Source organism: Endozoicomonas sp. 2B-B (assembly GCF_053470045.1).
The window spans coordinates 1,104,412-1,126,433 of the sequence record NZ_JBLZMU010000001.1 but is presented as its reverse complement, the minus strand read 5'-3'; the positions used below and the strand labels follow the sequence as shown (position 1 = coordinate 1,126,433).

Sequence of the window (22,022 nt, the reverse complement as noted above, 5' to 3'; positions counted from 1 at the left end):
CTTTAATGAAAAACATTCATTTCCAAAGGAGATTAGGGACTGGTTCTAACGCCTATGGTCATTTCGGGCATGTAATACTAAAGGCGGCTAGCATAGCACAGACTGGGCGACCATGAGCTAATGAAAACGGGGGTTTATTGGACTTTAGTAATTTTTCGATATCTAAACTATATTTCACTGTGGGCTGGTTATGGAACATGGTTTGTATTCGATATGTTTACAGTGTCGCAAATTTCGGGCCCGGTTTTCTATCTAGCAAACTCTGGTGAGCTTGAGTCCCTTGAATCAGGCATGCTGATTTCTGAGAGCACGATAATTTCAAGTCCCGATGAGCATCATGTGGTTCTTCAGGAAGAATCAGGATCCCCGATCTCTGTTTTAGTGAAAGACCTTCAACCTGTGGCTGACATCTTGCAGAATAATGCTGCTAATTCTGCAATAAACAGTGTCCACTCTGCCAATAGTTTGCCTGACAGTGGTTCAGATGAAACACTGCAAGCGACTGAAACAGCCAGAGAGCATAATGACCGTCGGGTTATGCATGTTATAGAGTTTGAAGACGGGCATCATAAGGCAGCAGCTATTGTGGAGCGCGTTAACCTTGAAGTGGAGGTTTCGAAAGGACAAGCTTCCGCTAATGATCAATCTGCACGAGACTACACCGGCGATTTAAATACAGACTCTGGCTCAGTTTCGCTATTTAATGAAAAATCTTTTTTAAATTCACGAAACGGGACCGTTGCTCCACAGATAGCAGGAAGGTCACCAGCATTATCCGAAAATGCTGCTTCGAGTAATTTACCTCTGACAATTGTCGGCAGTTTTGCTGGTCAAGTGATCGAAGATTCGCAGATCAGTGCTTATGGACAATTGGATTTAAAAAATGGGGAGGGCACTTTCCCCGCGCAAGTTTATCAGGGTAAATATGGTGTTCTGACCATTGAGGAAAGTGGTGCGTGGGGCTACACGCTGGATAACAGTGCATCTGATGTTCAGGGGCTGCAAGATGGACAGCGTGTATCTGAGCATTTTGTCGTACATGCTCTAAATACAAACGGTGTTGATTTCTCCCGCGCGTTTACTGTTGAAGTTCAAGGCTCTAATGACTTGCCAGTCGTAAATGGTGGACATGCAGGCCATTCAGTTGAAGGTGTCAGTCAGCCGACCACTGGCAGCATTACCTCTACCGATGTCGATACTGGCGACACTGCAACCTTCTCTACCACGATGACAGTAGCAGGGTTCGCACTGAATGCCGATGGCTCCTATTCTTTCGACCCAACCGATCCGGCTTACAACAGCTTGGCTCAAGGCGATTCGCAGAAAATCGTCATCCCGGTCACGGTGACTGACTCTAGTGGCGCTTCTGATACAAAAGCTCTGTTGATGACAATTAGCGGCACCAACGACGCCCCCGTGCTTGATCAGATACAGGCGCAAAGTGTAAAGAAAGATGGCAACCAACTTAGCGGACAGATCACTTCACAAGACCCGGATAACCATGCATCCGTCGCTTATTCAATCGCCACTCCGGTTGATGGCTTCACGCTCAGCAGAGATGGTCAGTATGCCTTTGACCCAGGCCATAGCGCCTATCAGCCCCTTGTTGCCGGTCAGAATAAAACGCTGACTATCCCCATCACGGTTACGGATCAACACGGAGCCACCGATACCCGGAATCTGGTCATTACCGTACACGGTCAATCCAATGCTGCGGTGATTGCTGGAGCAGACTCCGGTAGTGTCACCGAGGACTCTTCATTACAAGTCACTGGTAGCCTGAGTATCACCGATAAGGATGCAGGGCAGGATCACTTCCAGGCAGGTATCTACACAGCAACCTGTGGCAACTTAAACCTCTACGCTAATGGTCACTGGGCTTATAATCTGGATAATGCCCATGCCAACGTTCAGGCGCTGGGGGCTGGCACAACGACCACCAACAGCCTGACCGATACAATCCAGATTCAGAGTGCAGATGGCACAACGCATGACATTGTTATCACCGTTAACGGTTCTAACGATGGCCCGGTGCTGAACGCCATTTCCGCAGCCTCTGCAACAGAAGGTGCCAGTCAGGCAACCACGGGAAGCATTACTTCCGTCGATGTTGATACGGACGACACTGCCACTTACTCCACCACAGCGACGGCGGCAGGGTTTACGCTGAAGGCCGATGGTACCTATTCTTTCGACCCAGCCGATCCGGCCTACGATGGTTTAGCTCAAGGCAATACGCAAAGAATCGTGATCCCGGTCACGGTGACTGACGGTAATGGCGCTACAGATACTAAAGCCTTGTTGATGACGGTTAGCGGTACCAACGACGCCCCCGTGCTTGATCAGATACAGGCACAAAGCGCAACGGAAGATGGCAGTCAACTTAGCGGGCAGATCACTTCGCAAGACCCGGATAACCACGCATCCATCGCTTATTCAGTCGCTACTCCGGTTGATGGCTTCACGCTTAACAGGGATGGTCAATATACTTTTGATCCGGGCCATGCTGCTTACCAGTCCCTTGCGGCCAGTCAGGATAAAACGCTGAGTATCCCTATTACCGTTACGGATCAACATGGAGCCACCGACACACAGAATCTGGTCATTACTGTACATGGTCAATCGGATGCTGCGGTGATTGCTGGAGCAGACTTCGGTAGCGTCACCGAGGATTCTTCATTACAAGTCACTGGTAATCTGAGTATCACCGATAAGGATGCAGGGCAGGATCACTTCCAGACGGGTAACTACAAAGCAACCCATGGCAACTTGAACCTTAATGCTAATGGTCAGTGGGCTTACAATCTGGATAACGCCCATGCCGACGTTCAGGCGCTGGGGGTCGGCACCACGACCACCAACAGCCTGACCGACAGGATTCAGATTCAGAGTGCTGATGGCACAACCCATAATATTGTTATCACCATTAACGGTTCTAACGATGGCCCGGTACTGAATGCCATTTCCGCCGCCTCTGCAACAGAGGGTGGCAGCCAGCCGACCACGGGAAGCATTACTTCCGCCGATGTTGATACGGGTGACACTGCAACTTACTCCACCACAGCGACAGTGGCAGGGTTCATGCTGAAGGCCGATGGCACCTATTCTTTCGACCCAGCCGATCCGACCTACAATGGTCTGGCTCAAGGCGATACGCAAACAATCGTGATCCCGGTCACGGTGACTGACGGAAGTGCCGCTACAGATACTAAAGCCCTGGTAATAACCGTTAGCGGCACCAACGACGCCCCCGTGCTTGATCAAATACAGGCGCAAAGCGCTTCGGAAGATGGTAGCCAGCTTAGCGCGCAAGTCACTTCACAAGACCCGGATAACCATGCATCCGTCGCTTATTCAATCGCTACTCCGGTTGATGGTTTCATGCTCGGCAGCGATGGTCAATATACTTTTGATCCGGGCCATGCTGCCTACCAGTCCCTTGCGGCCGGTCAGGATAAAACGTTGACTATCCCCGTTACGGCTACGGATCAACATGGGGCCAAAGATACCCGGAATCTGGTCATTACCGTACATGGTCAATCGGATGCTGCGGTGATTGCTGGAACAGACTCCGGTAGCGTCACCGAGGATTCTTCATTACAAGTCACTGGTAATCTGAGTATCACCGATAAGGATGCAGGGCAGGATCACTTCCAGACGGGTAACTATAAAGCAACCCATGGCACCTTGAACCTTAATGCTAATGGTCACTGGGCTTACAACCTGGATAACACCCACGCCGACGTTCAGGCGCTGGGCGCTGGTGCAACGACCACCAACAGCCTGACCGATACCATTCAGATTCAGAGTGCGGATGGCACAACCCATAATGTTGTTATCACCATTAACGGCTCTAACGATGGCCCGGTCCTGAATGCCATTTCTGCCGCCTTTGCAGCAGAAGGTGACAGCCAGCCGACCACGGGAAGCATTACTTCCGCTGATGTCGATACGGGCGACACTGCAACATACTTCACCACTGCGGCGCTGGCAGGGTTTACATTGAATGCCGATGGCACCTATTCTTTCGACCCAACCGATCCGGCCTACGATGGTTTAGCTCAGGTCGATGCGCAAAGAATCGTGATCCCCGTCACGGTGACCGACGGTAGTGGCGCTACTGATACTAAAGCCTTGGTGATGACGGTTAGCGGAACCAACGACGCCCCCGTACTTGATCAGATACAGGCGCAAAGCGCGACAGAAGATGGCAGCCAGCTTGGCGGGCAGATCACTTCTCAAGACCCGGATAACCATGCATCCGTCGCTTATTCAATCACTACTCCGGTTGATGGCTTCACGCTTAACAGGGATGGTCAATATACTTTTGATCCGGGCCATGCTGCCTACCAGTCCCTTGCGGCCGGTCAGGATAAAACGGTGACTATCCCCATTACGGCTTCGGATCAACATGGAGCCACTGATACCCGGAATCTGGTCATTACTGTGCACGGTCAATCGGACGCTGCGGTGATTGCCGGAGCAGACTCCGGTAGCGTCACCGAGGATTCTTCCCTACAAGTCACTGGTAGCCTGAGTATCACCGATAAGGATGCAGGGCAAGATCACTTCCAGGCAGGTAACTACACAGCAACCCATGGCAACTTACATCTTGATGCCAGTGGTCACTGGGCTTACAGCCTGGATAACACCCACGCCGACGTTCAGGCGCTGGGGGCTGGCACAAAAACCACCAACAGCCTGTCCGATACCATTCAGATTCAGAGCTCGGATGGCACAACCCATAATATTGTTATCACCATTAACGGCTCTAACGATGGCCCGGTACTGAATGCCATTTCCGCCGCCTCTGCAACAGAAGGTGACAGCCAGCTGACTACGGGAAGCATTACTTCCGCCGATGTCGATGCGGGCGACACTGCAACTTACTCAACCACTACGACGGTGGCAGGGTTTACACTGAATGCCAATGGCACCTACTCTTTCGACCCAGCCGATCCGGCCTACGATGTTTTAGCTCAAGGCGATACGCAAAGAATCGTGATCCCCGTCACGGTGACCGACGGCGGTGGCGCCACTGATACTAAAGCCTTGGTGATGACGCTTAGCGGTACCAACGACGCCCCTGTACTTGATCAGATACAGGCACAAAGCGCGACGGAAAACGGCAGTCAACTTAACGGACAGATCACTTCACAAGACCCGGATAACCATGCATCCGTCGTTTATTCAATCGCTACTCCGATTGATGGCTTCATGCTCAGCAGGAATGGTCGATATACTTTTGATCCGGGCCATGCTGCCTACCAGTCCCTTGCGGCCGGTCAGGATCAAACGCTGACTATCCCCATTACGGTTACGGATCAACACGGGGCCAGCGATACCCGGAACCTGGTCATTATCGTACACGGTCAATCCAATGCTGCGGTGATTGCCGGAGCAGACTCCGGTAGTGTCACCGAGGATTCTTCATTACAAGTCACTGGCATCCTGAGTATTACCGATAACGATGCAGGGCAGGATTACTTCCAGGCGGGTAACTACACAGCAACCCATGGCACCTTACATCTTGATGCCAATGGTCACTGGGCTTACAACCTGGATAACACCCATGCCGACGTTCAGGCGTTGGGGGCTGGCACAACGACCACCAACAGCCTGACCGATAGTATCCCGATTCAGAGTGCTGACGGCACAACACATGATATTGTTATCACCATTAACGGTTCTAACGATGGCCCGGTACTGAATGCCATTTCCGCCGCCTCTGCAACAGAAGGTGACAGCCAGCTGACTACGGGAAGCATTAGTTCCACTGATGTCGATACAGGCGACACTGCAACTTGCTCCACCACTATGACGGTGCCAGGTTTTACACTGAATGCCGATGGCACCTACTCTTTCGACCCAGCCGATCCGGCCTACGACGGTTTAGCTCAGGGCGATACACAAAAAATCGTGATCCCGGTCACGGTGACCGACGGTCTTGGCGTTACTGATACTAAAGCCTTGGTGATGACGGTTAGCGGTACCAACGACGCCCCTGTGCTTGATCAGATACAGGCACAAAGCGCGACGGAAGATGGCAGTCAAGTTAGCGGGCAAATCACTTCACAGGACCCGGATAACCATGCATCCGTCGCTTATTCAGTCGCTACTCCGGTTGATGGCTTCACGCTCAGCAGGGATGGTCAATATACTTTTGATCCGGGCCATGTCGCGTACCAGTCCATTGCGGCCGGTCAGGATAAAACGCTGACTATCCCCATTACGGCTACGGATCAACATGGAGCCACTGACACCCGGAATCTGGTCATTACTGTACATGGTCAACCGGATGCTGCGGTGATTGCTGGAGCAGACTCTGGTAGCGTCACCGAGGATTCTTCATTACAAGTCACTGGTATCCTGAGTATTACCGATAAAGATGCCGGGGAGGATCAGTTTCAGACGGCTAACTACACTGCGACTCATGGCAACCTTGACCTTAATGCTAATGGTCATTGGGCTTACAACCTGGATAATTCCCATGCCGATATACAGGCGCTGGGGGCTGGCACAACGACCACCAACAGCCTGACAGATACAATCCAGATTCAGAGTGCTGACGGCACAACACATAATATTGTTATCACTATTAACGGTTCTAACGATGGCCCGGTACTGAATGCCATTTCTGCCGCCTCTGCAATAGAAGGTGACAGCAAGCCGACCACGGGAAGCATTACTTCCGCTGATGTCGATACGGGTGACACTGCAACTTACTCCACCACAGCGACAGTGGCAGGGTTCACGCTGAAGACCGATGGCAGCTATTCTTTCGACCCAGCCGATCCGACCTACAATGATTTAGCTCAAGGCGATACGCAAAGAATCGTGATCCCGGTCACTGTGACCGACGGTAGTGGCGCTACTGATACTAAAGCCTTGATGATGACGGTTAGCGGCACCAACGACGCCCCCGTGCTTGATCAGATACAGGCACAAAGCGCGACGGAAGACGACAGCCCACTTAGCGGACAGATGACGTCAAAAGATCCGGATAACTATGCATCCGTCGCTTATTCAATCGCTACTCCGGTTGATGGCTTCATGCTCAGCAGGGATGGTCAATATACTTTTGATCCGGGCCATGCTGCCTACCAGTCTCTTGCGGCCGGTCAGGATAAAACAGTGACTATCCCCATTACGGCTACGGATCAACATGGAGCTACTGATACCCGGAATCTGGTCATTACTGTGCATGGTCAATCGGATGCTGCGGTGATTGCTGGAGCAGAGTCCGGTAGCGTCACCGAGGATTCTTTATTACAAGTCACTGGTAATCTGAGTATCAGCGATAAGGATGCAGGGCAGGATCACTTCCAGGCAGGTAACTACGCTGCAACCCATGGCAACTTAAATCTTGATGCTAATGGTCATTGGGCTTATAACCTGGACGAGACCCATGCCGACGTTCAGACGCTGGGGGCTGGCGCAACGACCACTAACAGCCTGACCGACACAATCGAGATTCAGAGTGCGGATGGCACAACCCATAATATTGTTATCACCGTTAACGGTTCTAACGATGGCCCTGTACTGAACGCCATTTCCCCCGCCTCTGCAATAGAAGGTGACAGCCAGCCGACTACGGGAAGCATTACTTCCACCGATATCGATACGGGCGACACTGCAATTTACTCCAGCACTATGAAAGTGCCAGGGTTTACGTTGAGTGCCGATGGCAACTATTCTTTCGACCCAGCCGATCCGGCCTACGATGGTCTAGCTCAAGGCGATACGCAAAGAATCGTGATCCCGGTCATGGTGACTGACGGTAGTGGCGCTACTGACACTAAAGCCTTGATGATGACGGTTAGCGGCACCAATGACGCACCAGAACTCTCTTCAACAGTAGTGTTGCCTCCGGGTACAGAGGATCAGGTGGTTATCATAAAGGCTTCTGACCTTCTGGCTCACGCCACTGATGTGGATCACCGTGCTCAGCTTAGTATTCATAAGCTGTCAGCAGACCATGGTCGTATTACTGATAATTATAACGGCACATACACCTTCATCCCGACTGTAAATTACAGCGGCCCGGTGCAATTTAGCTATGAGGTCAAGGACGAGCATCAATCCTCTGTCACCCAGACGGCTTCAATGAATCTGGCTGCTATTGATCATCCTTCGATAATATCCGGAAACCTTGTTGCCACTGTTGCCGAAGGTGACATTGGTGATATCACCAAGGCTAGAGGCATGCTCACTATTAGTGATGTTGATGCGGGTGATAACCCGGTTTTCCCGAATGTGTCGCCCACTGCATCGACCTATGGTCATTTCGCCATGGTTAGTGGTTTGTGGACCTATCTGCTTGACCAGAGCAGGGTGCAGGATCTAAACCCGTCTGTTCCGGATGCCAGCAAGCGCCAGGTCGCAGACTCTCACACATTTACGGCCAGTGATGGCAATGCTCAAACCGTTAAAGTCACTATCACGGGCACCAATGATGCGCCCACGATTGCGACGGTTGCTCTCAGTGGTACTGAAGACACAGCCTATACCTTCAGTGCCAGTGACTTTGGCTTTCAGGATGTGGATGCGGGTGCAGTTTTGGATCATGTCACCATCACCCGGTTGCCTGCAGCCAATGAGGGCAAATTCCAGTTAAATGGTGCAGATGTGACTGTCGGCCAAAATATAGTGACCGGTGTTATCCCCAATTTGGTATTCACCCCTGCCGCCAATTTTAACGGCGATGTACATTTTACTTATACCGTTAACGATGGTACGGCAGATTCAGCCATAGCAACTGGCAACATCAGTGTTTCGAGTGTTGTTGATGCCGCTGCCATTTCAACCAGTGCCCCACCTGCAGGAGATGAAGATAAGGCCATCGCACTAAACCTGGTTATTGCATCACACGGTGATACCCTGGAAAGCATTACCCTCACAGGTTTTTTAGCCGGTACTCAGTTTTCATCAGGTCATAGCGATGGTTCCGGTGGGTGGGTAGTAAATGCGAGCGATGTCTCATCGTTGACTTTAACACCTCCAACGAATTATCAGGGCTCCATGCCGTTATACGTCACTGCAACGACGACTGATGGCACCCACTCTGTTACCTCTCCTCCCCAAGCTGTTTCGGTCATGGCCAACTCTGTAACTGATGCAGCATCAGTTGCTTTAAGTTTTTCCGCTGAGCAAAAAGTTATGACCTTTAGCAGTGCGGGAACCGGGGGGGTTCTGAACCAGGGCCAGCTTGATACACCAGACCCTATTACAAAGTTGGCCGTTGAGTTTAACATTATCGGTAGTCAGCAAGTTGCCACAAGTGCTCATCACGGCGCTACGTTTCTGAGTTATGGCGTCCCGGCAGATCCAAATGAGTTTTATGTCTGGAGACCAGATAACCTGACCATTGGAATAGGTCACCATGAATACGCTACCGGCATCGATACAACTGACGGAAATAGCCATCGCTACTCATTATTATGGGACTCAGTGACCGGTCACCTGGATGTTCTTGTCGATGGCCAGAGCGCTTACAGTCATGACCACATTGCAACAGGCTATCAGATCCCGGGGCACGGCGTTTTTGCTCTTGCCCAGGACCAGGATCATTATGCAGAAGAGTCGGGACCTGCTGCCACAGGAAACCATGGATTTAACCCTAACGATGCCTATCATGGTCAGATATTCAGTGTATCGATGGCTGCCAATGTTGATGTTGACAAAACTCTGCTGACTCATTCTCCCCTGGGCAAAGTAATATCAAAAAATGCAGGCCTGGTTTTTGATATACAGGCAGACTATTCTGGCATGCTTGTCGATGTGACAGGTCATCATCAGTTATCACAGGTCGGAGCATTGACCGAACAGAAGGTATCAGTCGATACGGATATCGCTACTCCCAATAGCTCTGCACTATTGCATTTACACCCAAAGATAACACCACCTGCTGATCCGCAGGACCGTATCAGCAAGATTGAACTCACAGGTTTTAATGTCGGAACGGTATTAAGTGATGGCCATGGTCACGCTCACACAATTACCCAAATGACAGAACATGTCGATGTTCAAAACTGGACAACCACCGACTTGACTGCACTGTTACCAGGTGGGAATGCGCAAAATATGAATATCCGGCTAGTCGTAACAACCTCCGGTGCAGGAGGTGATACGGTCAGTGAACATTCTGCGCCGTTGATAATGGATCCGACCCAGCCTTTACCAGCACCGCCGATTTCAAGCCATGAGCAGGCTCCGGGGAGTGAAAGCGCCGACATTAACGTTCAACATGATAGACAGGCAACTGAAGGACCTATACAGGAAAGCCTTTCTGATAATGAACCTCAAGTCAATCTGGAGGCGCTGCGTGATCAAAATCAACCCCGTACTCAGGGTGATATCGACAATGCCCGGATCATACGTGCCGAGGTCGTTCTTGAAGCAGCTACCGAAAATGAAGCCGAGGGCTCTTTACGGCGTCAGGTTGAGCAACATCTCAATGAACAACAAAGCGAGAACGCTGGAGAACAAACCATTTCCAATGAGCTAAAAAGCGAACCATCACAGCCGACTGATGAAAAACCCTTGGCAAGCAGTAACACAGAGACTACCCACGATGATGCAACCTCAGGGAGTTCAAGCTTTCACATAGAGAATCTGGTACCAAAGCCGGATGATAATGACTTTCCACCGATTTAACGACACAACTGACAATCGGTGCAAACGCAGACAAGAACCGTTCCAAAACTCAATGTTTGGGAGAATAGATGACAGATCAGAGCAACACTGAAGCCACTGATCGATGGGATACAGGATCTCCCGAGCGGACACACTTTGATGCCTTGCTCGATAGCCTGGTTATCGTGACTAAGTTGTATGATAAACCAAGTACGGCGACTGCCTTAAGTGCAGGCTTGCCTTTGATTGAGAATAAACTCACCCTTGCTCTGTTACCACTGGCGGCTGAACGAGCCAGTTTGTCTGCGCGCTTATTGAATCGTGAACTCGACACAATACTTCCCGAAGTCTTGCCAGCTATTTTGTTGCTTCACAATGGCAATGCCTGCGTGCTGACCAAGCTCGACATTACAGCTGACGAAGCCACAATTATTCGCCCGGAAGCAGGTCTGGGCAAGGCTGAAATGCACCTTGATGAGCTGCGTCTGCTGTACACAGGGTTCTGTTTTTTTATTAAGCGTGAGTATAAATTTGATAAAGGCCGCCGCCTGATAACCGGTGAGGCAGGCAAACATTGGTTTTGGGACACCTTGCGACTGTCTTTCCCAATTTATCGTGATGTGATCATTGCCTCTGTTGTTATTAGTTTATTTGTACTCGCCACCCCCTTTTATGTCCGAAATATCTATGACCGGGTCGTCCCTGACTCAGCTTTTGATACCTTGTGGGCATTTTCAATTGGCGTCGCCATTATTTTTTTCTTCGATCTTTTGCTTAAATTGATTCGGACCTTTTTCCTGGATGTTGCAGGGAGAAAGTCGGATGTCATTCTTTCATCCAGAATTTTTGCTCATGTTCAGGCTTTGAAATTAGAACACCGACCCAGGTCAGTGGGTTCATTTGCCAGAATGGTGAGTGAATTTGAGAGTATTCGGGATTTTATTACCTCTGCAACACTTAGCACATTGGTTGATATACCTTTTGTCATTATTTTCCTGATCGCAATTTATATATTTAGTGGCTACCTCGTTATTGTCCCGATGGTTTCAATTTTTATTATTTTGGTCATTACACTGTTGATCCGTCGACCAGTTGATGAGGCTATCTCTCATAGCTATGGTGCATCCTCGGTAAAGAATGGGTTGCTGATTGAAACCCTTAATGGCCTGGAAGCCGTTAAGAGTAATCGAATGGAGGGGTTAAATCAGCGAAAGTGGGAACAGAATATTGGCGAAGCTTCGTACTGGAGCAATCGCTCCCGGCTTTATTCAACCTTTGGTACGAGCACATCTGGCTTTATCCAGCAAATGTCGACGGTTGCCGTACTCATTGTTGGTGTGTATAAAATTGCAAACCATGATCTGACCATGGGTGGGTTGATTGCGGCCAGTATGTTAACAGGGCGTGTGATTTCTCCAATGACCCATGTTGCAGGCTTAATCGCACGATGGGGGCAAACCAAAGTAGCTTACAAGGGTATTGCCGGTATTATGGCAATGCCTGTCGAACGGGAAGATGAAAAACAGTACCTTCAGTGCGACCTTACTGACGGTCATTATCAGCTTGAAAATGTTTCGTTAACCTTTCCTGAGCAAACTGTTCCTGTTATCAAAAGAGTGTCCATTAATATTCCTGCGGGAAGTCGATTGGCGGTAATTGGTCGCATTGGTTGCGGAAAAACCACTTTGCTTCGGCTCTTAATGGGACTTTATACGCCTACCGAAGGTGTCATTAAGCTCGACGGTATTGATATTCGTCAACTTGATCCAAGTGACCTGCGCAAGATGATAGGCTCAGTTGAGCAACTGCCGACCCTGTTTTCTGGAACGATACGCGATAATATCGCCACGGGTACACCTTATGCTACCGATGCGCAGATTCTTAAAGCCGCAGAGATGGCAGGCGTCATCGAATTTACCGGGACGCACCCGGACGGCTTGAACCGAGAGTGCGGCGAGCAGGGGAGAATGCTCTCCGGAGGTCAACGACAGTGTGTGGCACTTGCTCGCGCTTTGCTCCGGGATCCTAAGATTCTGATCTTTGACGAGCCCACCAGTGCCCTTGATCAAGACTCGGAAAGAAAACTGATACAGCGCCTGAATCGACTGGCACCTGATAAAACCATCATTGTTTTTACACAACGGCTTGCCATATTGAGTTTACTTGATTCCATCGCGGTTATGGATGATGGCGAGATACTGATGAAAGGAGAAAAGCGAAAAATTCTTGATCAGCTTGCGAGTCAATCTCCCGGCCGGATGAGGGCTGTATGAGTTTATCACGGTTAAAAGGCAAAGCATTCACTCAGGCCGATCTCGATTTTATCACTGACGCCTCTCAAGGTGAGTTAATGCGAACACCGTCTGCAGCCAGAGTGACGCTCTGGATAGTATTTGTGATGGTGTTGTTTTTGCTCGTTTGGGCCTATTTTGCCAACATCAATGAAATCGTTCGCGGCCAGGGCAAAGCGACCCCCATTAGCCGTACACAGGTCATTCAAAACCTCGAAGGCGGTACTATTAAGGCAATCCACGTCATTGAAGGGCAGTCGGTCATGCAGGGTGAGTTGCTCATGGAACTTGATCCAACGGTAGCGAGCGGGTCACTAACACAGTCGGTCGTGGAGACTTCATCGTTACTTGCAAAAGAAACGCGCCTTGCAGCAGAAGTTGCTGGTACTCACCCAGAATTTACCCCTGAACAAATTGCTACCCACAACACTTTTATAGATACACAGCTAAAGCTCTATAAGGTGAGACAGGATGAGCTTCATATGCAGCTTGATGACATCCATCTGAAAACAAGCAAGGCTCGCCAGGAACTTGTCTCAGCTCAACAGCAGGTGGAAGATCAGCAGCGACAGGTTGATTTGATCCAGCAGCAGCTCAAAATGAACGAGCCTCTACTTAAAATGGGTGCAGTATCTGAGTCTGTTGTGATTGACGTTAAACAAAGGCTCAGTCAGGCACAATCAGAGGTTAATAAAACAAACAACCAGATCCCAAAGCTGCAAGCAGAGATTCAGCGTCTTGAGAAAGAAGAAGGCACTACTCTGTCGGGCTTTCGGGCGGAAGCTCAGGAACAGCTATCCGAAGTGCGAACTCGTCTCGGTATTGCACGTGGTAAAAAAACCGTCAACGAGGCAAGTGTTCAAAACACCGAGCTGCATTCGCCGGTTGATGGGGTAATTCAAAAATTGTATGTCACAACCATTGGTGGTGTCGCAAAACCAGGGGCTGAGCTTATCGATATTGTGCCAGTAGATGATGAGCTATTGGTTGAGGCTAAGGTAAAGCCTAAAGATATTGGTTTTGTGCAGCACGGCCAGCATGCAAAAGTGAAGATTTCGGCGTTTGATTTTGCTGTTTACGGTGGGCTGGATGGCAGAGTACAGACCATTTCCGCAGATTCCATTACTGACCCCCATGGCGATAGTTTTTACATCGTAAAAGTAAGAGTCGAAAAAGCTTACTTTGGCGAGGGTTACAGCCACCTGAATGTCATTCCTGGCATGCAGGCAACTGTCGACATCAGCGTGGCAGAACGCAGTGTATTGCAGTACATCATGAAGCCACTATTGAGAGCTTTAAAGTGATAATTGCAGTGGCGATTATGTGTTTATATTGGAGCTGATGACAATGAAGCCTGTATTACGCACCACACTAACAGTGCTTGGTATGCTTTGGTGCAACACGAATTGGGCACAAAGCCTTGAGCAAACGATTAATGATGCCATACAGACCAACCCGGATATGGCTGTAACCTTACAGTCTTACTTTGCATCGCAGGCTGAACTCGACATTGCCCAGGGAAGGTTTCTACCCAGTCTTGATTTAAGAGCTGATAGTGGGCGGGAAGATCAGGATCGAGCTAATGTTGGAGAAACCAATCAAACTCGCAAGCAGGCCAGGCTGAAATTATCAATCCCGCTATTTCGTGGTTTTGCCAATACCAGTGAATACTCGCGCGCTGACTTCAACATGCAGGCTCATTATCATCAGACACTGGCACAAGCTGAATCACTCGCTTTACAGGTGGCGCAGGTTTATACCCATGTAATGAATGCTCAAGAGGTACTGCGTTTGTCGCAAGAAAACCTGGAGCAACATCTCGAAACTTACGATATGGTCGCTGCACGCAAGCGACAAGGCATATCGGATAAATCTGATCTTACGCAAATCAAAGGACGTATTGCCAGAGTCAGAGCCAATATACTAGCTGCCCGTAACAACCTGGCTGATGCTGAAACTTTATACAAGCAACTCACTGGTGACTATCCCGGTGACTTTATCCGTCCGGAGGTCGATCAGTCTTATTTACCTGAAAGCCAGGATCGAGCCATTAAATTAGCACTTCAGAATAATCAGCTACTCATCGCCAGCAGACTCGATGTGAATGCTTCAACAGCTGATGTGAAAGGTGTTCAATCTGAAAACTATCCCAGCTTTGACTTAGTTGCAGATCGTAGTTGGAAAGATAATGTGTCTGGTTTTGATGGTCGGGAAGATGAATCGCGACTGCTTGTAGAAATGAACTGGAACCTCTACTCCGGGGGACAAAGCAGCTCCCGTTATCGTCGGGCTCTCTATCGGGAGGAAGCCTCCCGGATGCGTTCGAATAAGGTGTATCGCGAGGTTCAGGCCAATGCAGAATCATCTTGGGACGCTTTCGTGACACTAAAGCAATCACGCGTCCATTTACACGATTATGTAGAGCAATCCAGAGAGAGTACGGAGTTATATCTGGCGCAATTTAAGGCTGGCCATCGTACGTTATTGGATTTGCTTGATACTCAGAACGAGCTGTTTGAAGCGCGCAAGCAATACCTCGCTGCTGATTATCAGTACGTTTATGCCCAATACCGTGTTCTTGCGAGCATCAGCAATATCCTGGGTGCAATGCGAATCAATACTATACGGCCACTGTTGCAAAAAGGGCCAAAGAAGACGACTCCATAAGCAAGGAGCGTGTACCACCCGGGGCTCACTTGGGATGAAATACAACAGGTGTTAGCGACTGATTCCGATATTCCACAGCGGAATTTGACAGATTCGACAATCGTATCTAATTAAAATATGTGCTCCGCTTTCCTTCCAATATCTTGCCTGTTCATTCCTTAACATCTCCTAAGGCTCCTCATGAATACACGACTCCCACTGCTTATACCCATACTCCTGTCTCTTTTTATCCCTCCTGCTTTTGCCGACAAAGAGTGTTCCGACATTGACGCTCTTGGCCTGAAAGAGAAGCAGCAAAGATTGATTGATATGAAACAGCGCTTCATCGAAACCCTTAAACCCTGGAAACACCTGGATCATATTCGTAAAGAGGCCACCAACCCCTCGCAATTAGATGAAGCAGGGGATCTTGCCCTGCAAAGCATCCCTGAAATCATTCAAAAAAATTATCCGGAAGTGCCCAAAACTATTCAGGAAGATATTAGTCAGCAGATAGAAGAACTCGATAGGGTGGCAGACTGTTTCCACTTTGGTAAGCGAAAAAAAGAGTCGCTGATGAAACTGCGTTACCGCAAGGTACAAGACGCCGATAGCCCCTATATTGGCTTCCTGTTACCAAAGGAGCGGGATCAGCCCCGCAAAGCGGAAGTCACCAGCTCTTCATCCTGCCGGGATAAACACTGCGACTTCACCACAAAGAATGTCGATGACCTGGATAAAGATGTCATCCTGCTGGTTCATCGCCCTGCCCGACTCAGTACTCCGGTCATGCATACGAAACCCATTGTCGACCCCAACACCATTGCCACAGAGCGCCTGCCTGAACGTGATTATCTTCTGGAGCTCAACCTGGAACGGGTCGGCGAGTATTTCACCAAGCCTGAAATCTACATGCATCTGACCTACTACAATGGCGACCAGCCCATTCGTGAGGATACGATTGAAATCCCCTGGGCAAAAGAAAAAGGCGTCAATAAAGGCAAAACAGAACTGATTATCTGGTTGAATGCAGACTCCGTACAGCTGACTCTGATGGAAAATGACTGGGAAATCCCCTTCAGACTGATCGGCAAAATCCTCAGCAAGGCTGTAGCCATTGGAATACAGCTGGCCAGCGCCAGTTATCCTGAAATAGGCCATATCAAGAGTGCTCTCGATACGCTCAATAATCGCTTCTCATCGGAAGAGACCGAATTCTACGATGCCCTGGACAGAATGAAGGCCGATGACCTCCTGGATACCGTTCGTCTGCAAAGAACCGACGTGCAAAGTTATGTCGTCATGAAAACCGGGGTTGTAAAAATGACACTGATGCCTGTCTACACCCCCAAAACAGGCTTGAAAGACGAACTATAGCCGAATGGTTATCACGTAGTCTCTGTATGGAGGGTCAGAAATATTGCTCACTACCTTACGGGGTCGACTGCCGTTATAATGGCGACTTTTTCACCAGCCAGATCAGTGATCGCTGATTTTGCTATTCTGAGTCACCTGAGGCCTGAACATGACAGCTTCAGGGTCTCAGACCATTATACAGCAGACAGGAATCCGGCTTTGGCGTCTGAAATAACCAAAACAGCCCTGAGCGAACAAACAGCCCTGAGCGAACAAACAGCCCTGAGCGAAAAAAATGTGAACCCAGAAAGCAAAAGTATGAGCGCAACAAAAAAGCTTTATATCAAAACCCACGGTTGCCAGATGAACGAGTACGACTCAGCTCGAATGGCTGACCTGCTCGGAGAAACCCATACTCTGGAGTTAACGGACAATCCGGAAGAAGCCGATGTTGTGTTGGTTAACACCTGCTCTGTGAGGGAAAAAGCCCAGGAAAAGCTGTTCCATCAACTGGGTCGGTGGAAAAAACTGAAAGAAGCCAATCCCGACCTGGTGATCGGTGTCGGAGGCTGCGTGGCCAGTCAGGAAGGGGAAGCTATCCGTAAGCGTGCGCCCCAGGTAGACGTAGTATTCGGACCACAAACCTTGCACCGCCTGCCAGAGATGATCGATGCCACCCAGAGCAACCATATCCCTGTGGTCGATGTCACCTTCCCGGAAATTGAAAAGTTTGACCGGCTGCCAGAGCCTTCTGTAGAAGGACCAACAGCCTTCGTTTCCATCATGGAAGGGTGTAGCAAATACTGTACATTCTGCATTGTTCCTTACACCCGTGGTGAAGAAGTCAGCCGCCCCATGGATGACGTAATTGCCGAGTGCGCCGGTCTGGCTGAGAAAGGGGTTCGGGAAATCAATCTGCTGGGGCAGAATGTAAATGCTTATCGTGGCGAAAAAGACGATGGTACTGTTTGTGATCTGGCTGAGCTGATCACCATAGTCGCTGCGATAGACGGCATTGACCGAATTCGTTTCACTACGTCTCACCCGAAAGAGTTCTCCCAGAGCCTGATCGATGTTTACGCTCAGGTACCGGAACTTGTCAGCCACCTTCACCTTCCTGTGCAGGCCGGATCTGACCGAATTCTCTCCCTGATGAAACGTAACCACGAAGTTGGGATGTACCGGGACAAGATTCGCCAGTTGCGTGAACACCGCCCTGACCTGAGTCTCTCTTCAGACTTTATCGTGGGCTTCCCGGGTGAAACCGATGAAGATTTTGAAGACACCATGAACCTGATCAACGAGATCGGTTTCGATGCCTCGTTCAGCTTCATCTACAGCAAACGCCCCGGAACCCCGGCATCCGACATGCCCGACGACGTTCCTGAGTCCACCAAAAAGCAGCGACTGAAAATTCTGCAGGAGCGAATCAATCAACAGACCATGCAAATCAGTCGTCGTCTGGTAGGCAGCACCCAGAAAATTCTGGTAACGGGTTACTCCAAAAAAGACCCGGGCGAACTGAGTGGCCGGACAGAGTGCAATCGTGTGGTTAACTTCAAGTGTGCCGAACCTCGCCTGATTGGTCGATTTGCCGAGGTTGAGATTGTTGAAGCGTTCCCTCACAGTTTGCGTGGCAGCCTGATTGATTCTGAACTGGGTGTTGTTGCCTGACCCTTCGAACAGAGTGGCTGGTCTCAAGCTCACCGAGGCCAGCTATCAATCTTCTTTTACCCTCGGGCAAATCCGCTGCCAAAATCGTGCAGACTGGATACATTTACCTGTAGGCCTTTGCTCCTGAAAAGCGTGATTATCAAAAAATTGAGAGATTTCGCATACATATCTATCATTTATTGAGTTTCGTTAATCGCACGTAACATGCTTTCATTATGAGTTGGCTTTAGCGCATAAATACTAATCATTAGTACCGGATATAAGGAGTTTAATTTATCAAGAGCTTTATATGCGCCCTTTTTATTACAGGCATCTCGAATTTAGGGCACGCTTCATGTCTAGTATATAAGAGTTCCAACAGCTGGACGGCCATTGGTTACATTGGTTTAGATAACCAAACCATCTACAAGATTTCTGATAAATCACATAAAAATGTTTACGTTGACATGCTACAAAAGTTTGCTTTTGAGCTAACAAATAGCTTGGGTTATAGTATTTTTTCAAAAATCTTCTACGAAACCCCACATCAAGAAAAAGTGACAGGTTATATTAGCGTTTTCAAAAATGTTATTTATGAAAATGCTAATAGTTGGAATGAGGTTGGTTTTATAGGTTGGGATCGTCGTACTATCTATAAAAATAGGGATAGTTGGGACATCACAGGGTATATCGGATTTGGTTGCGACGATGACGATGATTAGTAATTCTAAATTTTAAGTTAAAGTTCGTAAGCGCCAAATAAACCAGCGTACTGGCTGCCGCCCCCAAGATTTCTTATTCTTTGCCTGTCTTAACATTCCAGGGGAGAAGCTGTTCCAGTTTCTCAACGGTATCGGCGTAAGGCAGCTCTTTTAAAATATGGTTCAGGTAATTGAAAGGCTCCAGACCATTCACCTTTGCGCTTTCAATCAGGCTGTATAAAAGGGCACTGGCTTGCGCCCCTTTTGGCGTGTCTGCAAACATCCAGTTCTTGCGGCCAATAGCGAAGGGGCGGATGGTGTTTTCCGCTGCGGCATTACTGATATCCAGGTGGCCGTTGTCACAGTAAACGACCAGTTTTGGCCATTGGTTCAATGCATAGCTCATGGCTTGGTGCGACAGGCTGCCCGGGTCTAGCCTGGTTATGTTTTTCTCCAGCCATACATGAAAGTCGTCCAGTAGTGGCTTACTCTTTTGCTGACGCAGGATGGCTTTTTCTGATGGAGGAAGATCTCCTATTTCTTTCTCAATGGCGTAAAGCTTACCGATTTTGCCTAAAGCGACATTCGCCTTGCTAACGCGGGTGTTTTTCACCTTTTTGCCCGGTTTGGCTTCGCCCTTCCTGGCATCCAGAAATTTCCTGCGAACGTGGTCGAAGCAACCCGCCTGGGTGATGCCTTCTTGTTTGCATACAGCGTCGTAACTGGCATACCCGTCAGTTTGCAGGTAACCGCTGAACCCTTCGAACAGACGCAGGGGAACCTCCTTGCCTCTTGAGGGATCGTATTCAAACACCACCGATGTTTGTCCGGGTGGCCCACCAAGGCTGACCCACATATATTTGTCAGAGTTGATGGACTTGCTGGTTTCCTTGATCACCTGAATTCGGGTTTCGTCAGCATGGATCACCGAACCGGTCTTTTGATGATCTCTCATCAAATTGATGAGTGGCCGCAGTTCTGTAGACAGCCGAATCAAAGAGTTGGCCATCGTCGTCCGGGTGACAGAGCCACCGTATCGCTTGAGGATATTCTCTTGCCTGTACAAAGGCAGTGCGTCGCAGTACTTGGAGACAATGATCCAGGCCAGTGTGCAAACAGAGAGTGAAGATTTGGGCAGTGGGTGTTTTGGCAGCTCTGCAACTTTAATGACCCGCTTCTCCTGTCCATGCTCATCGACTTCTGGAAAGACTGCTTTCTCTTGCAGAATTTCTTTCACCTGAACCTTGGTCGGAACGATATCAAGCTCTTCACGGACTTTGACAAAGAAGGTATCAATGGCTCCGGCTTTTTCTTCTTCACTGAGTTCAGAGCGTTCCTGCACTCTGGGCAGAGACTCTGAAAATGACTTGCGCCCTGTTTTCTTTTTGCGTGGTTTTGGAGGCTCTTGCTCTGGCTGACCTTCAGCTTCGTCTTGCTCTCCGGTGCAGCCTTCCAGCTCCACCTCGTTGAAAATGTCGACCTGGCTGTTGTTTTTTTCAGTGCTTCTTCCGTACAGGCGGGATCGGGAGAGCCTCAGGTACTCTTCCAGTTGCGCAATGCGTTTTTTTTGAGAATCGATGACCTCTGACTTCTTTTGAATAATGTCGTCTTTTTCAAGAAGGGCATTTTCTTTTTCAAGAAGGGCATTTTCTTTTTCAAGAAGGGCATTTTCTTTTTCAAGAATGACACTTTCCTGCGAATGGATCGCCTCAAACAAGGCGACCATTTCAGGGTTAGTCTCAGCCTGATGAAAGGGCAAATCCAGTGCGGATTTCGGCTGAAAAATCAGAGTGTCGGCGGTCGATTTCATGGTCGCTATTTTACCATAAAACCCTGAAAAACAGGACTAAAAACAGCTCTCATAATGCCTTTTTTTATGGGGTTGCATGGCATTGAGATTGTAGCCGTCCAGCAGCCAGTTTAATTGTTTCCCGGTTAATGTAACCAGCTCTTCGTCCGGTTTGGGCCAGTGGAATTTGTCCTCAGACAGGCTCTTGTAATAAAGCACAAAACCATTATCTTCCCAGAACAGGCACTTGATTTTATTACGCTGCCGGTTGGTAAACGCATATAAATAGCCGTCAAAGGGGTTGTGCCCCAGCTCTTGTTCAACCAACACAGCAAGCCCACGAAATGACTTGCGAAAGTCAATCGGCTCCCGGTAGAGAAACACCTTTGGTAATACCTCTGACGGTCGCATAACCGGGGTGTTCATAGCATATCCCTCACCAGTTGCTCACAAAGCGACAGGTTACTTTCATCAATACCGGACACTGTTACACCACTGGGTAGGGTGATGGAGAGTGGTGTTATCCGAGAAGGCGCACCAGGTTCTGGTTGGGGTGTTACCTGGACAAAGCCAGAGTTGTTCGGGGTCGGTTTTACGCTGGGGGTTGTGTCGAGTTTACGCTTCCAGTATCCGAATTTGGATACCCTTATACCATGCTGTTGGCACCACGCACTCTGAGTCAAACCTGAATCCCGCCACGACTGAACACGCTCTAGCCATTCACTGTCTGCGGGTAATTTCTTTGACATATTGGCCTCCTTATATCGGGAGGCTAATCATTTCAAATGGGGTTTTGATTCTGAAGGGCGTGGGTTTATTTGGCGTTTACTAAAGTTCGGATGATTCATAACGAATAAGGATAGATTGTGCACAGCCGCAATCTTATCCGGTTGTTGAACAAGCCCGGATTTGACAGCCACTCAGTATGGTTTGTAGGAAATAGCTTTTTCT

Annotated in this window: 10 protein-coding genes; 7 read left to right on the top strand and 3 right to left on the bottom strand. The window is 49.1% G+C overall.

The annotated features are described in order from the left end of the window. Window positions 1–291 precede the first annotated feature (291 nt). The 7 genes from ACOMHB_RS04615 to ACOMHB_RS04585 all read left to right on the top strand — a co-directional run bounded on the left by ACOMHB_RS04615 (window position 292) and on the right by ACOMHB_RS04585 (window position 19,303). Entirely contained in the window at window positions 292–10,656 is a 10,365-nt protein-coding gene (locus ACOMHB_RS04615) for a VCBS domain-containing protein (protein WP_448215660.1), read from the top strand. A gap of 68 nt (window positions 10,657–10,724) precedes the next feature. After that, window positions 10,725–12,908 (top strand): type I secretion system permease/ATPase, encoded by a 2,184-nt coding sequence (locus tag ACOMHB_RS04610; RefSeq protein ID WP_448215659.1) that lies wholly within the window; start codon window positions 10,725–10,727, stop codon window positions 12,906–12,908. After that, window positions 12,905–14,230 carry an HlyD family type I secretion periplasmic adaptor subunit gene (locus tag ACOMHB_RS04605; RefSeq protein WP_448215658.1) on the top strand — a complete coding sequence of 442 codons (1,326 nt, stop codon included), beginning with the start codon at window positions 12,905–12,907 and terminating at the stop codon, window positions 14,228–14,230. The genes ACOMHB_RS04610 and ACOMHB_RS04605 overlap by 4 nt, the downstream gene beginning before the upstream one ends. 43 nt (window positions 14,231–14,273) lie before the next feature. Then, window positions 14,274–15,593 carry a TolC family outer membrane protein gene (locus ACOMHB_RS04600; protein WP_422136814.1) on the top strand — a complete coding sequence of 440 codons (1,320 nt, stop codon included), beginning with the start codon at window positions 14,274–14,276 and terminating at the stop codon, window positions 15,591–15,593. 180 nt (window positions 15,594–15,773) lie between these two features. Next, a complete protein-coding gene (locus tag ACOMHB_RS04595) occupies window positions 15,774–16,949 on the top strand; it encodes a hypothetical protein (RefSeq protein WP_448215657.1) in 1,176 nt (391 codons plus the stop codon). A 297-nt stretch (window positions 16,950–17,246) separates the two neighbouring features. Then, window positions 17,247–18,602 carry a tRNA (N6-isopentenyl adenosine(37)-C2)-methylthiotransferase MiaB gene (gene miaB, locus ACOMHB_RS04590; RefSeq protein ID WP_448218605.1) on the top strand — a complete coding sequence of 452 codons (1,356 nt, stop codon included), beginning with the start codon at window positions 17,247–17,249 and terminating at the stop codon, window positions 18,600–18,602. Window positions 18,603–19,048: 446 nt separating this feature from the next. Further along, window positions 19,049–19,303, top strand: coding sequence for a hypothetical protein (locus ACOMHB_RS04585; protein ID WP_448215656.1), 255 nt, complete (start codon window positions 19,049–19,051; stop codon window positions 19,301–19,303). A gap of 73 nt (window positions 19,304–19,376) precedes the next feature. On the opposite strand, the gene tnpC is transcribed toward ACOMHB_RS04585, so the two are convergent. The 3 genes from tnpC to tnpA are packed head-to-tail and all read right to left on the bottom strand — an operon-like array spanning window position 19,377 to window position 21,820. Further along, entirely contained in the window at window positions 19,377–21,092 is a 1,716-nt protein-coding gene (tnpC, locus tag ACOMHB_RS04580) for an IS66 family transposase (RefSeq protein WP_448215655.1), read from the bottom strand. Between the two features lie 36 nt (window positions 21,093–21,128). Then, window positions 21,129–21,497, bottom strand: a complete 369-nt coding sequence (gene tnpB, locus ACOMHB_RS04575; protein WP_448215654.1) for an IS66 family insertion sequence element accessory protein TnpB — start codon at window positions 21,495–21,497, stop codon at window positions 21,129–21,131. Beyond that, window positions 21,494–21,820 carry an IS66 family insertion sequence element accessory protein TnpA gene (gene tnpA / locus ACOMHB_RS04570; RefSeq protein WP_448215653.1) on the bottom strand — a complete coding sequence of 109 codons (327 nt, stop codon included), beginning with the start codon at window positions 21,818–21,820 and terminating at the stop codon, window positions 21,494–21,496. Before tnpA ends, tnpB begins: the two co-directional genes overlap by 4 nt. Between the last annotated feature and the right edge of the window lie 202 nt (window positions 21,821–22,022).